Raw genomic sequence first — 14789 nt, 5'->3', positions numbered from 1 at the left:
GGTTACTACGAGCTGGACGCTTCGGCGAGTTCGCAGGTGACAGGGGGTTGGCTTCTCGGGGAGTCGACCCCCTGTTGTTTCCCGTGTCGGACGGTGCTGGGAATCCTTCGTCAGGCAGTCACTCCGCCCGACACTGCCGACAGTGGTACGTTATTCGGTACCACTGTCGGGATAGGGTAGGTCATGTCCATAACCGCGAGCGAAGCCCGCAAGGCGCTCTTTCCGCTGATCAAGAAGGTCAACGACAACCACGAGGCCATCGAGATCGTCTCGAAGCACGGCAATGCGGTGCTCGTCTCGGCCGAGGACTATGCGGCGCTGCGCGAAGGCTCGTACCTCCTGCGCTCTCCGGCGAACGCTCGCCGGTTGCTCAAGGCGTACGAGAACGCCCTGGCCAACATCGACGTGTCCGAGCGGGAGCTGATCGACCCCGACTCGCCGGATGCGGCACGTGAGGGTGCCGCGTGAGGCTCGTCTTCGAGGATCAAGGCTGGGAGGACTACACGTCGTGGCTCAAGAACGACCGCAAGATGCTCGTTCGGATCAACAAGCTCATCGAGGACGTCAAGCGTGACCCCTTCACGGGGATCGGTAAGCCCGAGCCGCTGAAGTACCACTTGCCCGGAGCATGGTCCCGACGGATCGACGACGAGCACCGCCTCGTCTACTTGGTGACGGGCAAGGAGATCGTCATTCTCGCTGCTAGGTACCACTACTGATCACTGGGTTTTCGGTGTCCTGGCATTGCCCTTCTAGTCCGGATACAGGTCGGTATGGTCGATCCAGGTAGGGGCGACGAAGATGTTGTCGCCGACGGGGGCTTCGGAGGCTTCCAGCAGAGACCAAGTGCGGGACTCTTCGACCAACTGCTCCCAGGGCGCGGTCCAGTCGAGTTCCCAGTCCAGGCCGGGGCCGGAGACGCCGTACGTGCCGCTGGCGTCCACCCGCCAGAACTGGGAGTAGAGGATCACCTGGGCGTGGTCGGCCAGGTCGTTGATGATCTGGGTGAAGTGGGCCGAGGGCCAGCCGGGGGCGTCGTCCGCCGCGGTGGCTCGTAGGTGTGCGGTGAGCGGCGGGACGACGGGGGTGCGCGCGCCGAGTGCGGTCAGGGCCCAGCGGATGCCTTCCGGCTCGCTCCAGTCCGGTGGCGTCGCTCGTTTCAGGCAGGCGCGATAGGCGCGGCGCACGGGCTCGACCGCGCCGTCGATCTTCAGGCCTGCCAGGGCCATCGCCGCCCATTCTCGGACGGTGGAGTCGTCGCTGTGCAGGAGGGCGATCAGGGCGGGGCCGCAGCGTGCGTCCGCGACCTCTTCGAAGACCTCGATGGCGGTCAGCTGCCCGAAGCCGCCGAGGGATGGCAGTCCGTCGATGACGGCGGGAAGGGCGTCGGAGCCGATGCCGATCAGTTCAGCGCGGGCGTCGTACGACGGACCGGCCGAGTCGTCCAGCTGCTGGACGAGTCTCTCGATGTGGGTGGTCATGGCTGGTCCCGGCGCCAGAAAATAGGCAGCCACCAGCAGAGCACCGAGCGGTCCTCGGGCCACGGGGCACGGTCCTCGGTTGCCCAGTCCTCGAAGGAGTCGCGCGTCAGGTCGATGGGTCGCCAGGCGGGGTCGAGCGGTTCGTCCTCGGCCGGCGGGCGGACGAACCGGCGGCCGTGCTCGTCGCAGGCGCCGAAGTCCTGGTAGTTCCGCTGGGCCTCGATCAAGGAGACCTTGTTCGCGCCGCCGGGCATGGTCGGCCAGCGGAACTGGACCCCGTCGTCCTCCCAGAAGCAGATGGGGCAGATCTCGTACGAGCCGGGCGTCGCGCCCAGCACGTGGTGTCCGCAGCAGGGGCAGGGGTGGGAATCGCTCACCTGCGCAGTCTCGTGGCGGGTCCTGCCGGTGCGCCATGGATTTCTCCGCCTCAGGACCCTCGACCAGTCCGCAGCCAGTCCGCAGGACCACCCCTCACGGCCGGCAGGGAGACTGCCTCAGATTTTGACGACCTCCACGGAAGGGCCGCACAGGAGTGGCCCTCCTGAGGGGGGCCTTCTTGATCCCTACTCGGCGTGTGGAGGGTGCTCGCCGGCGCGAGGGCGCGGCCTCCCGTCCGCGCCCCCCGCCCCCTACGTCGCCGGCAGCAACCCCAGCTGGTCCAGGAACTCCATCTGGTCGAAGTAGAGCCGGTAGCTCACGATGCGGCCGTTCGCGACCGTCGCCAGGTCGATGCCGCGCATCGTGAGGTGTTTGTCCGTCGGCGGGAGGGTCTCCCCCGTGGGGAGTGCGATCGGGCCGGTGTTGCGGCCGCTGTAGATGCCCTCGTCGATGGCGGTGTCGCCGACCTCGTACGCGTGCAGGGACGTGTACGTCGCCTCCGGGACGGCCTCCGTCATCAGGCGCCAGTACTCGACGATGGCCTCGCGTCCGCGCATCTCGCCGCCGTCCGGGGTGTACGCGACGGCGTCCTCCGCGAAGAGGCCGGCGATGGCCTCCAGGTCCGGCTTCCCGGTGATCGCCTCGGTGAGGCGCTCCATCAGGACACGTGCCTCTCCCATGATCCACCTCCTCAGAGGAATGGGTGGCTCACCCCCCATTTTCCCACCGAAAGGCCGCCCCCGCGGGGTACGCCCGGGGCATCCTGGATCTTGCGCGCCCCGCGGGAACCCGACCCCCCCCCGCCCGGCTCTCCACGACGAACGGAGCGCACCATGTCGTACCCCCCGCCCCGCTACCACGGCGACGACGGAGAGATCAGCGCCGCCTTCCGCCCCGCCGGCGCCCCCGCCGAGCTCACCGTCTCCAACGGGACCCGGACGCACTATCTCGCCACCACCGCCTCCACCGGCGGCGAGTTCGGTCTCTACCGCGTCGACATGACGCCCAAGGCCGGCGGGCCCAGTACCCACTTCCACCGGACGATCTCCGAGAGCTTCTTCATCCTCGACGGGACCGTCCGCCTCTACGACGGCGCCCAGTGGGTCGACGCCACGAAGGGCGACTTCCTGTACGTACCGACCGGCGGGCTGCACGCCTTCCGGAACGAGTCGGACGAACCCGCCTCCCTCCTGCTGCTCTTCGCGCCGGGCGCGCCCCGTGAGGAGTACTTCGAGAAGGTCGGGACGGTGGCGCGGATGACCGACGAGGAGCGGGCGGAGTTCTTCCTCGAACACGACACCTACTGGGTCGACTGAAGCGGCCCCCGGGCCGTCCTCAGGGGACCAGGCCCGTCTTCGCGCCCGCCCCGCACAGCGGCACCACGCACCGCCCCGCGGGCGGTGCCGCCCGCACCGCCGCCCAGCACACGGCGCCCGTCGCCTCGACGAAGAGCCCGCGGCGGGCCAGGTCCCGCTGGGCCGAGCGGATCTGGTCCTCCGTCACCGTGCGGAAGGTCCCGCCCGACGCGCGTACCGCAGCCAGGATCTGGCGGGCGCGGGGCGGGGCGGTGATCGCGATCCCCTCGGCGAGGGTGGGTCGGGCGGGGGCGGGCGCGGCCGGTTCCGTCTCGCCCGCGTGGAAGGCCGTGGCGAGCGGGGAGACCGCCTCGGCCTGCACGGCGACCAGCGCCGGGCGCCGGTCGACGAGCCCGTGGCCGTACAGTTCCTCGACCGCGAGCGCGGCGCCCAGGAGGAGGGTGCCGTTGCCGACCGGGACGACGAGCGTGTCCGGAAGGCTGCCGCCGAGGTCCTCCCAGATCTCGTACACGTACGTCTTGGTGCCGTGCAGGAAGTGCGGGTTGTGGACGTGCGAGGCGTAGAAGACGCCGGGCTCGTCCGCCGCCGCGCGGGCGGAGCGCGCCGTGGCCTCGCGGTCGCCCGGGACCTGTGTCAGGCGCGCGCCGTGGGCGCGGATCTGCTCCAGCTTCTTGGGCGAGGTGCCCTGCGGTACGTGGACGACGCAGTCGAGGCCCGCCCGCGCGCAGTAGGCGGCGATCGCCGTCCCCGCGTTCCCGCTGCTGTCCGCCACGACATGGTTGAGACCGCCCCCCTCGGCGAGCCGGAGGGCGAGTTCGGCGAGCATGACGGCGCCGCGGTCCTTGAAGGAGAGCGTCGGCATGAGGAAGTCGAGTTTGGCCGAAACGCCCTCGGTGAGGGGGACGAGGGGCGTACGGCCCTCGCCGAGGGTCACGGCGGGGGCGTGCGTGGCGAGCGGCAGTGCCTCTGTGTAACGCCACAGTGAATTCACGCGGGACGTGAGGGACGGGGGAGACGTGAGGGAAACGGGCCCGCTCGTGAACTCGAGATCCCAGGGACCGCGGCATCGCGGACAACACCAGGTGAGGGAGTCGGCGGGGGCGTGGACCCGGCAACGGGGGCAGACGTAGGCCGTCATGCGGGTCAGCATGGCAGCCGTGTGGCCGCTGTGTGACGGGGCGCTCGCAGGTCTTGTGAGATTCCTATGGATCCGTCAATCTTTCGCTCGGCAGCCGGATGTACGACCCGGCGAGGACACGTCCCGGTGTCCTCGGACGCCGTGTTGTCATGCACCTGCCATTCCCCCACAGCAGCGCAGCACCTATGAGGAGGACCCCTCACATGTCAGTGATGCGTGACTCGCGGCGCAGACTCGCCGCCGCCAGCGCCATAGCCGTCGCCGCTCTGGCCCTCGGCACCGTCTCCGCCCTCCCGGCCACCGCGGCCGAGGCCGCTCCGGAAGGTGTCATCCAGAACGCCGGAGCACCCGGCACGGTGGCCGGCAGCTACATCGTCACCCTCGACGAGTCCGCGCAGGCGGAGACGGCGAAGGGCCGCGCGGTCGCGGCCGAGTACGGCGCCACGATCAAGAAGACGTACACCTCGGCGCTCAACGGCTACCACCTCGAACTCTCCGAGGCGCAGGCGAAGAAGCTCGCCGCGGACCCGGCCGTCGAGTCCGTCGTGCAGAACCGTGTCTTCACGGTCAGCGGGACGCAGCCCTCCCCGCCGTCCTGGGGCCTGGACCGGATCGACCAGCGGGCCCTCCCGCTGAACCAGAGCTACACCTACCCGGACAGCGCGGGTCAGGGCGTCACGGCGTACATCATCGACACGGGTGTACGGATCTCCCACAGCGACTTCGGCGGCCGGGCGTTCAACGGCTTCGACGCCATCGACAACGACAACGTCGCCCAGGACGGCCACGGCCACGGCACGCACGTCGCCGGCACCGTCGCGGGCTCGGCCTACGGTGTCGCCAAGAAGGCCAAGATCGTCGGCGTCCGCGTGCTCAACAACCAGGGCTCCGGCACGACCGCGCAGGTCGTCGCCGGCATCGACTGGGTGACCCGGAACGCCGTGAAGCCGGCCGTCGCCAACATGAGCCTCGGCGGCGGCATCGACTCGGCCCTCGACACGGCCGTGCGCAACTCGATCGCCTCGGGCGTCACGTACGCCGTCGCGGCGGGCAACGACAACTCCAACGCCTCCAACTACTCGCCGGCGCGCGTCACCGAGGCGATCACGGTCGGCTCCACGACCAACACCGACGCCCGCTCCAGCTTCTCCAACTACGGCAACGTCCTGGACCTGTTCGCCCCGGGCTCCTCCATCACCTCGGCCTGGAACAGCAGCGACAGCGCCACCAACACCATCTCCGGTACGTCGATGGCGACCCCGCACGTCGCCGGAGCCGCCGCCGTCTACCTGGCGGACAACCCGTCGGCGACCCCGGCGCAGGTCTCGACCGCGCTGACCACCGCCGCCACCCCGAACGTGGTGACCAACCCCGGCACCGGCTCGCCGAACAAGCTCCTCTTCGTCGGCGGCGGCACCACCCCGCCGCCCGGCAAGAAGTTCGAGAACACCGCGGACTACGCCATCGCCGACAACGCGACCGCCGAGTCCCCGGTCACCGTCAGCGGCGTCGCCGGCAACGCGCCGGCCGCCCTGCAGGTGCCGGTGAACATCGTCCACACCTACATCGGTGACCTCCAGGTCCAGCTGATCGCCCCCGACGGCACGGCGTACACGCTCAAGGGGTACGGCACCGGCGGCAGCGCGGACAACATCAACACCACGTACACCGTCAACGCCTCCTCCGAGGTCGCGAACGGCACGTGGAAGCTGCGGGTCAGCGACAACGCGAACTACGACACCGGGAAGATCGACTCCTGGGCGGTGCAGTTCTGAAGCCTTGCCCGTGGTGCGTGGTCCATGGCGGTGACGCCTGATCGCCTGGACCGCAGGGCATAGCGCGTGACACCGGGGGCGGTCGCCGACGGGCGGCCGCCCCTTCCGTCATGCCCGTACGGGTCGAGCGCGGCCGCCTCGGGCCACCGGATCGAGTCCCCCGCCCTTCGGCCCCGCTCCCCGGACCGCGTACGATGCGCGCGCCCGTTCGTGTGTTCGTATCGCCAGGCCCAACAGGAGCGCCGTACCCGTGGAGTCCCTTCCGCCGCCCCAGGATTCCCCGCCCCCGCGGCAGAACTGGGCCGCTCCCGGCACGGGGCCGGCCGACCCCGGACCGGCCCCCTCCGGCCCGTACGGGGGCCCCTACGGGCCCGGCCCCGGCCCCACGCCCGGCCCCGCGCCCGGCCCCGGGTCCAACCCCTACGCGCCCCCTTACGGGACCGGCCCCGGTCCGCTCGGTGCGCCGCCGCGTGTGACCAACGGGTTGGCCATCGCCTCCCTGGTCTCCGGCATCCTCTGCTGCCTCCCGCCGCTCGGGCTGGTCCTCGGCGTGATCGCCCTGCCGCGGATCAAGAAGAGGAACCAGACCGGGAAGGGCCTCGCGATCGCCGGTATCGCCCTCTCCCTCACCAGCTCCCTGCTGCTGACCCTCGGTCTGGTGACCGGCGGGATCGGCAAGGCCTGGAAGGGGGTCGAGGAGGGGCTCGGCGAGGCGTCCCGCTCCGCGTCGACGTACGGGCTGCGCACCGGCGAGTGTTTCGACGTCGACGGCGCCCTGGACACCCTCGACGCTCCGGTCGAGGAGGTGAACTGCGCCGTCGCCCACGAGGGGGAGGTCACCGCCACCTTCCCGCTCACCGGCTTCACGAAGTGGCCGGGCGACACGGTGCTCGACGGGATCGCGTGGGACCGCTGCGAGCGGCTCGGCGATGAGTACGCCCTGGACTCCTGGGTGGTCCCCGAGAACGTCTGGACGTACTACTACCTTCCCACGAGGGAGAGTTGGCGGACCGGCGACCGGACCGTGATCTGCGCGCTCGTCACCGAGAGCGAACCGGTCACGGGGTCGCTGCGCAACGACGAGACGATGCTCGACGCCGACCAGGTCCACTTCCTCCGGGCCCTCAACACCTTCGACGCCGCCCTGTTCGACGAGCCGGAGGCGGGCCCGTCGGAGGACCTGAAGGCCAACACCGCCTGGGCCTCCCGGGTCCGCACCGCCCTCATCGGGTCCAGCCGGAGCCTGGCCGGCCACCGCTGGCCAGGGGACGCGGCCGCTCCGGTGGCCGAGCTGGTCAAGGAGATGGACACGGCGGCGAAGGAGTGGGCCGCGCTGGCGGGGGCGGCCGACGCGGCCGCCTTCCGCGAGCGGTACGACACGGCCTACGACCTCACCGCCTGGGGATCGGTGTTCGACGTGCGCACGGCCCTGGGACTCCCCGACGAGAGCGGGACGCAGGGCGCGGGGGAGGGCGGTACGCAGGGCGGCGGGCCCGGCTCGGAGCCGGGGGAGGCCGTCTGAGGCTGGCAGCGGGGCCGGGTCGTCCCGAGGAGACCCGGCCCCGGAGGCGGTCTGAGGCAGGCAGTGGGGCCGGGTCGTCTCAAGAAGACCCGGCCCCACTGCCGTACGCCGCGCGCCTCAGCGGCGGCCGAGGCCCCGGTCGACCGAGCTGATCAGCTCACCGTCGGGGGTGTCGCCGTCCAGCGACCAGAACATCGCGCCCCCGAGCCCCTTGGCCCGGACGTACGCCGCCTTGGTGCGCAGCACCTGCGGGTCGTCGTACGTCCACAGCGTCGTCCCGTCGAAGAGCCACGCGTGGCCGTTCCGCCAGTCGCGGTGCACGGTGTACGCCCCCGAGTCGGCGAGCTTCTTCAGGGCCTTGTAGTCCTCGTAACCGTTCGCCCAGGTGGCGGGGGCGGGGCCGGCCGCCGGGTGGCCCATGCCGTTCCCGCCGCCCGTCACTCCCGTCCAGCCCTGGCCGTAGAACGGCATGCCGACCACGAGTTTGCGGGCGGGCGCGCCGCGTCGCAGCCAGTCGCCGACGGTCTGGTCGACGCTGAAGTCGCCGCGGCCCGCGAAGAGGGCCGACTGCTGCGCCGTGGTGGACTCCCAGGGGCCGTGGAAGTCGTACCCCTGGAGGTTGACGAAGTCCAGGTCGCGCATGATCTTGCGGACCTCGAAGCCCGCGTCGATCTTGGCGGGGGCGGTGGGGACGAAGGCGGTCAGCTCGTAGTGCTTGCGCTTCTTGCCGCGCTCCGTGGCCTTGGCGTACGCGTCGAGCTGGCTGCGGAACTCCCGTACGAGAGCGGTGAAGTTCTGCTTGTCCTCCGGGCGGTGGACGGTGTCGACGTCACCGGCCGAACCCGGCCATTCCCAGTCGAGGTCGATGCCGTCGAAGAGTCCGGCGGCGGCTCCGGCGCCGCCGCGGGCGCCGTCGACGGGCAGGTCGCCCTTGATGTAGAGGTCGATGCAGGAGGAGACGAACGCCTTGCGGGAGGCGGGGGTGAGGGCCGCGTCCGAGAAGTGCGTGGACCAGCTCCAGCCGCCCAGCGAGATCATGACCTTGAGGCCGGGGTGCTTGGCCTTCAGCTCGCGCAGCTGGTTGAAGTTGCCGGCCAGGGGCTGTTCGGCGGTGTCGGCGACTCCGTCGACCGAGCCCGCCGCGTCCAGCGGGCGGACGTAGTCGGCCCAGGCGTCGGCCTCGCCGGGGGCGTTGCCGGTGAAGCACTTGCCGTCGGGACCGACGTTGCCGAAGGCGTAGTTGATGTGGCTCAGCTTGGCAGCGGTCCCGCTGGTCTCCAGATCCTTCACCTGGAAGTCGCGTCCGTAGACGCCCCATTGGGTGAAGTACCCGACGCGCTTGTACGACGGGCCGCCGTGGCCGTGGCCGTGGCCCGAGGAGGTGGGGGATGCGGGGGACGAGGAGGCCCGGTCGCCCGGGGCCGCGCCGGCGGTGGGCGCGAAGGCGGCCACCAGACCGAGGGACACGGCGGCGATCGCCAGCCGGGCAAAGGGTGTTCGACGCATGAGGCTCGTTTCCTGTGCGTGTGCCGGAAGGGAGCTGTGCTCACAGGAACGTATTGGTCTGGACCAATGGGGTCAAGGGGTTCGGCGGATCTCGGCACTTCCCGGCGGGCCACTGCGTGCGCCCCGTGGCCATACCTGCGGTAAGAGCGTGCGTAAAGGCAAGTCATCACTTCGAGTGAAACTTTGGCCCATGCTTGCGGGTGCACACCGTGGGTTGTCACTCTGTAGCTGTCCGTCAAGCTGAGGGGAGTGTCCAGTGACGTTCGGTGAGCAGCCCGCCTATCTTCGCGTGGCGAGCGATCTCCGGGAGAAGATCGCCAATGGCTCGCTGCCGCCGCACACCCGACTGCCCTCGCAGGCCCGCATCCGCGAGGAGTACGGCGTCTCGGACACGGTCGCGCTGGAGGCCCGCAAGGTGCTGATGGCCGAGGGTCTGGTGGAGGGCCGCTCCGGGTCCGGGACGTATGTCCGCGAGCGGCCGGTGCCGCGCCGGATCGCCCGGTCCGGGTACCGCCCGCCGTCCGGCGCCAGCCCCTTCCGCCAGGAGCAGGCCGCCGACGGGGCGCGCGGCACCTGGGAGTCCAGCAGCGAGCAGGAGCAGGCGAGCGCGACCGTGGCCGCCCGGCTCGGCATCGAGCCGGGGGAGCGCGTGATGCGCACGCGGTACGTCTATCGCGACGCGGGCGAGCCGATGATGCTCTCCACCTCCTGGGAGCCCCTCGAGGTCACCGGCCGGACCCCCGTGATGCTCCCCGAGGAGGGCCCGCTCGGCGGCTGCGGGGTCGTCGAGCGCATGGCCGCGATCGACGTGGTCGTCGACAACGTGGTGGAGGAGGTCGGGGCGCGCCCCGGCCTGGCGGAGGAGCTGCTCGCGCTCGGCGGCGTGCCCGGCCATGTGGTGATGGTCGTCGAGCGGACGTACTACGCGTCGGGCCGGGCGGTCGAGACCGCGGACGTGGTCGTCCCCGCCGACCGCTACCGCATCGCCTACCACCTCCCGGTGCGCTGACCCGGGGGCTTGATCCGAGGGCTTGACCGGCGGGCTTGACCGGCGGGCTTGACCGGCGGGCGCGAGCGCGGGGCGAGGGCGGCCGTCCGACGGCGCCGCCCGCGGCCGCGCCCGACCCCGCGCACCGGGCCCCGCCCCGCCCCCGACCCGCCGGCGTGGCTCCGCGCCCGACCTCTCCCGTCGGCCCCCCGGCCCCCTCCCCCCGCCCGGCCACGCCCCCCTTTCCCGACACCTCGCATGAAATTCCGGACATCGCCGACGGCCCTTCCCGCCGGCCCCTGTCCGCTCGGCGAACAGCTCCCGGGAGCGGCCGCCCCGGCCTGGTCGGCGACAAGAAACCCGAGGCCGCGGGCCCTGCCCGGGCCCCGGCGCCGGACGATGTCCTCCTGTCCCAAGACCCGACGCCCCGTCAGGTCGCTGGGCTTCCCTTCGATGGTTCCCGGCCGGATTCGTACCTCTTCGTGAAAACCCGTATCCGCTGTGTAAAGGTCAGGCGTAAGCTCAGGCATATGCGGATTGCGGTTTCCTGGAGATCCTTTGAGATGTCCGTACCGGCGGAGGGAGAAGCCCGATGACCGACAGTGGTCCTGTCCTTCCCTGGCTGGTCATACGGCAGGACGACAACGGCAACCGCTATCGCGTCGGGCGGTACGCCACCCAGGACGAGGCCCAGAAGATCGCCGACAGCCTCGACGCGAGCGGACACCGGCAGCTCTACTGGGTGGAGCGCATCGGCCAGCCCGCTCTCTGACCCCCGCGGGATACGCTCCCGCCCATGACAGAGCAGAGCGCGGACCGTGTGATCGTGGTCGCCGGAGCCGTGTACGACCGGGGGCGGCTGCTGGCCGCGCGCCGCAGCGCCCCCGTCGAACTCGCCGGCCGGTGGGAGTTGCCCGGCGGCAAGCTGGAGCCGGGGGAGAGTGCCGAGGACGCCCTCGTCCGCGAGCTGCGCGAGGAGCTCGGCGTCGAGACCGAGCCCGGCGAGCGCATCCCGGGCGAGTGGCCCCTCAAGCCCGGCTACGTCCTCCAGGTGTGGACCGCCCGGCTCCTTTCCGGTGAGCCGCGCCCTCTGGAGGACCACGACGAACTGCGCTGGCTGGCCCGTCATGAACTCGACTCCGTCGACTGGCTCGACCAGGACCGCCCGGCCGTCGCCGAGGCCGGACGACGGCTCCCCGCCGCCCCGGCGGACGACGCGCGCGCCTGAAGTGCCAGGGCTCCGGGGCGACCGGAGCGCGGGGCCGCCGCCACCCCTTCGGGCCGGCCCCGAAAGCCCGGGAAGAGGAGTCGTAAGGGGAGGCCCCGCTTCCGTGTGCCCCCCCGCGCGACCCTTCGTACGCCGTTCGTGCCACCATGCGCCTGCGAGTGACATCCCGCGATATCCCGCCCCGAATATCGGGTATGTCCTGAATAACCCCCCGAAAGAGGACTGGGTCTTCCTGCTGATACTGGGTTGGGGAAGTGATCGGGTGTGATCGACACCGAAGGCGACTGTGCCGAGTGGTCCTTCCCCGCGGAGGCCGACGCCGTGCGCACCGCCCGTCACGCGGTACGCGACACACTCCGGGCCTGGCGGCTCGACGCGGCGATCGGTGATGTCACGGTCCTGCTGGTGAGCGAGCTGGTGACCAACTCCCTGCGCTACGCCTCCGGCCCGATCGGGGTGCGGCTCGTCCTCCTCCACGCCGACGGCGAGGGCTCCGCCCACTACTCCGCGCTCCTCGTGGAAGTCTCCGATCCGCTTCCGGATCCGCCCACGGAACGCTCCGCGGGCCCCGACGACGAGGGCGGTCGCGGTCTGCAGCTCGTGGCCTGTTCCGCTCGCCGCTGGGGGACCCGCAAGGGCAGGACGGGCAAGACAGTGTGGTTCGAGCTGGCTCTGCCTGGTTAGAAGACGGGTGGGACGACGATCAACGGGAGCTCGGCTCAAAATGAACGAGACCACCCTGTGATCGTGAACGTCGTGCCGTCGGGGGCCGTAGTGCTGAATACTGCGGGCATGGCCGGTCCGGTGCGGTGAGCTGGAGGGGACGGTCGCGTGAGCGAGATACCTGAGTCGGCGAGCGGCGTCGTGTGGCAGAGCAGCCCGCCCGGCTCGATCTATGACTACATCCGGGTCGCCTCCTTCTCGATAGGGCCCGACGGGCTCGTCGACCAGTGGAGCCGCCGGGCCGTCGACCTCTTCGGCGTGCCCGCCCAGGAGGCGATGGGCAAGGACCCGGTCGAGGCCTTCATGCCCGCCGACCTGCGGGAACGAGGACGGCGCCGGGTCGCGGAGGTCCTCGACGGCAAGGAGTGGACGGGCCTCGTCCCCTTCCGCATCCCGGGCCAGAAGCGTCCCGAGGGCATCGCCGAGATGTACGTCATGCCCAGCGAGACCTCCGACGGGGAGCGGGCCGCGCTGTGCATCGTCGTCGACGTGCGGGCGCTGCGGCGCATCGAGACCGACCTCGCCGCCTCACAGGCCATTTTCGGCCAATCGCCCTTCGGCTTTCTGCTGTTCGGCACCGACCTCACCGTGCAGCGCGCCAACCAGCGCTTCGCCACCGTCTTCGGCGGCTCCGCCGACGACCACCGGGGCCGTACCGTCCACGACTACCTCTCCCGCCCCGAGGCCGACCGGATGACCGCCGCGCTCCGGCGGGTCCTGGAGACCGGCGAGTCCGTCAACGACCTCCAGATCGTCGGGGCCGCCCCCGGGTCCCGCGACCGGCGCCACTGGGCCATCAACCTCTACCGCGTGCACAGCGGCACCGGCCGGCCCATCGGGGTGGCCGGGCTCGGCATCGACGTGACCCGCCGGCACAACGCCGCCCGGGAGGCCCGCAACGCCCGCCGCAACCTGGCCCTCCTCAACGAGGCGGGCGCCCGGATCGGCAACTCCCTCGACCTGGAGGCCACGGCCCGCGAACTCCTCGCCGTCGCCGTCCCCGGCTTCTGCGACCTCGCCTCCGTCGACCTCTACCAAGGGCTGCTGACCGGCGACGAGGCCCCGCCCGGGCGGTGGGGCAGCTCCCACGACGTGGGCTACGGCGCGGGCAGCGCCGAGCTGCGCCGGGTCGCCTTCGCCAGCGCCGTCTCCGACGCCCCGACCCGTGGCCCGCTCGGGGAGCCCGGCGCCGAGGGCGGCTGTTGCGGCACCGAACCGGTCGAGGTCGGCTCCGTCCACCGCTACCCCTTCAACTCGCCCTGCGCGGGCGCCCTGCGCACCGGGCGGCTGCGCACGATGCCCGGCGAGGAGGGCGGCCTCGTCCAGTCCACCCTCGTCGTGCCGATGGTGGCGCACGACACCGTCGTCGGACTCGTCCAGTTCTCCCGTACCAAGGGCAGCGAGCCGTTCGGCGAGCGGGACCGGGCCCTCGCCGTCGAACTGGCCGCCCGCGCCGCCGTCTGCATCGACAACGCCCGCCTCTACCGCCGCGAGCACGAACGCGCCCTGATCCTCCAGCGCAGCCTCCTGCCGCCCGGCGACCCCGAGGCCGCCGGTCTCGACATCGCCTGCCGCTATCTCCCCGGCACCGCCGCCACCGAGGTCGGCGGCGACTGGTTCGACGTCATCGAGCTTCCCGGCCACCGCACCGCCCTCGTCATCGGCGACGTCATGGGCCGCGGCCTGCGCGCCGCCGTCGCGATGGGCGAACTCCGCACCGCCGTGCGCACCCTGGCCCAGCTCGACCTCGAACCCGCCGAAGTCCTCTCCCACCTCGACGAGATCGCCCGCGGCCTCGGCGCCCCGGCCGGCGCCCAGCAGAGCGGCCGCGCCCACAAGGCCCGCGGGCCCGAACTGTCCGAGGTCTACCTCGCCACCTGCGTCTACGCGGTCTACGACCCGGTCACCCGGCGCTGCACCTTCGCCAACGCCGGCCACCTGCCCCCGGTCCTCGTCGAACCCGGCGAGCGGGCGCTCCTCCTGGACGTGCCGCCCGGCATGCCGCTCGGCGTCGGCGGCGAACCCTTCGAGGAGGTGGAGGTCGAACTGCCGGAAGGCTCCCTGCTCGCCCTCTACACCGACGGGCTCGTCGAGTCGCGGGACCAGACCCTCGACGACGGGCTGCGGGCCTTCCGCAGCGCCCTCACCGACCCCGCGTGCCCCCTCGAGGACGTCTGCGACCACGTCCTGACCACCCTGGACACCTCGCACGGCGAGGACGACATCGCGCTCCTGATGGCGCGGATCCAGGGCCTCCCCACGGAGGCGGTCGGCGACTGGCGGCTGACGAGGGAGCCCCGCTCGGTCGGCCGGGCCCGCGAACTGGCCCGCGCCCAGCTCACCGCCTGGGACCTCGAACCCCTCGTCGACACCGTCGAACTGCTCGTCAGCGAGCTGGTCACCAACGCCCTGCGGTACGGCGAGGGCGAGATCAGACTGCGGCTGCTGCGCGACCGCACCCTGGTCTGCGAGGTCTGGGACGCCGGCCTGGTCCAGCCGAGGCGCCGCCGGGCCCGGGACACCGACGAGGGCGGCCGCGGGCTGCAGCTCGTCGGCCTGCTCAGCGCCGCCTGGGGCTCGCGCCGCACACCGAGGGGCAAGACGGTCTGGTTCGAACTGCCCCTGCCGGACGGCGACGGGGTCGCCGAGCCGACGGTGGAGCAGCTCCTCAGCATGTTCTGACGGCGGGACGGCTTGGCGAGCGTCATGGCGTGATGGCTTGGCGGCGGGACGG

General features: G+C 71.7%; 15 protein-coding genes. 10 read left to right on the top strand and 5 right to left on the bottom strand.

All coding sequences use genetic code 11. From position 1 onward, the window contains the following. Positions 1 to 183 precede the first annotated feature (183 nt). Entirely contained in the window at positions 184 to 468 is a 285-nt protein-coding gene (locus ACFZBD_RS13090) for a type II toxin-antitoxin system prevent-host-death family antitoxin (RefSeq protein WP_319342634.1), read from the top strand. Continuing rightward, positions 465 to 719: a Txe/YoeB family addiction module toxin gene (locus ACFZBD_RS13085; protein WP_391139421.1), complete on the top strand. Its 255-nt coding sequence runs from the start codon at positions 465 to 467 to the stop codon at positions 717 to 719. Before ACFZBD_RS13090 ends, ACFZBD_RS13085 begins: the two co-directional genes overlap by 4 nt. A 33-nt stretch (positions 720 to 752) precedes the next feature. Here the strand turns inward: ACFZBD_RS13085 and ACFZBD_RS13080 are convergent, their stop codons facing one another. From ACFZBD_RS13080 to ACFZBD_RS13070, 3 genes are all read right to left on the bottom strand, one after another. Continuing rightward, positions 753 to 1481, bottom strand: coding sequence for a HEAT repeat domain-containing protein (locus tag ACFZBD_RS13080; protein ID WP_391139420.1), 729 nt, complete (start codon positions 1479 to 1481; stop codon positions 753 to 755). Beyond that, positions 1478 to 1858 (bottom strand): CPCC family cysteine-rich protein, encoded by a 381-nt coding sequence (locus tag ACFZBD_RS13075; protein ID WP_391139419.1) that lies wholly within the window; start codon positions 1856 to 1858, stop codon positions 1478 to 1480. The genes ACFZBD_RS13080 and ACFZBD_RS13075 overlap by 4 nt, the downstream gene beginning before the upstream one ends. 252 nt (positions 1859 to 2110) lie before the next feature. Then, positions 2111 to 2539: a nuclear transport factor 2 family protein gene (locus ACFZBD_RS13070; RefSeq protein WP_391139418.1), complete on the bottom strand. Its 429-nt coding sequence runs from the start codon at positions 2537 to 2539 to the stop codon at positions 2111 to 2113. A 153-nt stretch (positions 2540 to 2692) separates the two neighbouring features. Here ACFZBD_RS13070 and ACFZBD_RS13065 point away from each other — a divergent pair, with 153 nt between their 5' ends. After that, the gene (locus ACFZBD_RS13065; RefSeq protein WP_391139417.1) at positions 2693 to 3175 is read left to right on the top strand and encodes a cupin domain-containing protein; all 483 of its coding nucleotides are present in this window, start codon (positions 2693 to 2695) and stop codon (positions 3173 to 3175) included. Positions 3176 to 3194: 19 nt separating this feature from the next. On the opposite strand, the gene ACFZBD_RS13060 is transcribed toward ACFZBD_RS13065, so the two are convergent. Continuing rightward, positions 3195 to 4325 (bottom strand): pyridoxal-phosphate dependent enzyme, encoded by a 1131-nt coding sequence (locus ACFZBD_RS13060; RefSeq protein WP_391139416.1) that lies wholly within the window; start codon positions 4323 to 4325, stop codon positions 3195 to 3197. Between the two features lie 191 nt (positions 4326 to 4516). On the opposite strand from ACFZBD_RS13060, the gene ACFZBD_RS13055 reads away from it, so the two are divergent. Continuing rightward, complete coding sequence (locus ACFZBD_RS13055) at positions 4517 to 6088, top strand: S8 family serine peptidase (RefSeq protein ID WP_391139415.1); 1572 nt, start codon at positions 4517 to 4519, stop codon at positions 6086 to 6088. 472 nt (positions 6089 to 6560) lie between these two features. Then, complete coding sequence (locus tag ACFZBD_RS13050) at positions 6561 to 7610, top strand: DUF4190 domain-containing protein (RefSeq protein ID WP_391139414.1); 1050 nt, start codon at positions 6561 to 6563, stop codon at positions 7608 to 7610. 117 nt (positions 7611 to 7727) lie between these two features. On the opposite strand, the gene ACFZBD_RS13045 is transcribed toward ACFZBD_RS13050, so the two are convergent. Next, positions 7728 to 9116, bottom strand: a complete 1389-nt coding sequence (locus ACFZBD_RS13045; RefSeq protein ID WP_391139413.1) for a glycosyl hydrolase family 18 protein — start codon at positions 9114 to 9116, stop codon at positions 7728 to 7730. Between the two features lie 256 nt (positions 9117 to 9372). On the opposite strand from ACFZBD_RS13045, the gene ACFZBD_RS13040 reads away from it, so the two are divergent. The 5 genes from ACFZBD_RS13040 (at position 9373) to ACFZBD_RS13020 (ending at position 14737) form a co-directional block, all read left to right on the top strand. After that, the gene (locus ACFZBD_RS13040) at positions 9373 to 10125 is read left to right on the top strand and encodes a GntR family transcriptional regulator (RefSeq protein WP_391139412.1); all 753 of its coding nucleotides are present in this window, start codon (positions 9373 to 9375) and stop codon (positions 10123 to 10125) included. A gap of 571 nt (positions 10126 to 10696) precedes the next feature. Next, complete coding sequence (locus ACFZBD_RS13035) at positions 10697 to 10876, top strand: SPOR domain-containing protein (protein WP_391139411.1); 180 nt, start codon at positions 10697 to 10699, stop codon at positions 10874 to 10876. 24 nt (positions 10877 to 10900) lie between these two features. Continuing rightward, the gene (locus ACFZBD_RS13030; protein ID WP_391139410.1) at positions 10901 to 11332 is read left to right on the top strand and encodes an NUDIX domain-containing protein; all 432 of its coding nucleotides are present in this window, start codon (positions 10901 to 10903) and stop codon (positions 11330 to 11332) included. A 264-nt stretch (positions 11333 to 11596) separates the two neighbouring features. Beyond that, positions 11597 to 12016, top strand: a complete 420-nt coding sequence (locus tag ACFZBD_RS13025; RefSeq protein ID WP_391139409.1) for an ATP-binding protein — start codon at positions 11597 to 11599, stop codon at positions 12014 to 12016. Between the two features lie 147 nt (positions 12017 to 12163). Beyond that, complete coding sequence (locus ACFZBD_RS13020) at positions 12164 to 14737, top strand: SpoIIE family protein phosphatase (RefSeq protein WP_391139408.1); 2574 nt, start codon at positions 12164 to 12166, stop codon at positions 14735 to 14737. The last annotated feature ends 52 nt before the right edge of the window (positions 14738 to 14789 follow it).

This window comes from Streptomyces sp. NPDC008121 (assembly GCF_042957155.1).
Taxonomy (GTDB): domain Bacteria; phylum Actinomycetota; class Actinomycetes; order Streptomycetales; family Streptomycetaceae; genus Streptomyces.
This window is presented reverse-complemented; position numbering and strand designations above follow the sequence as displayed.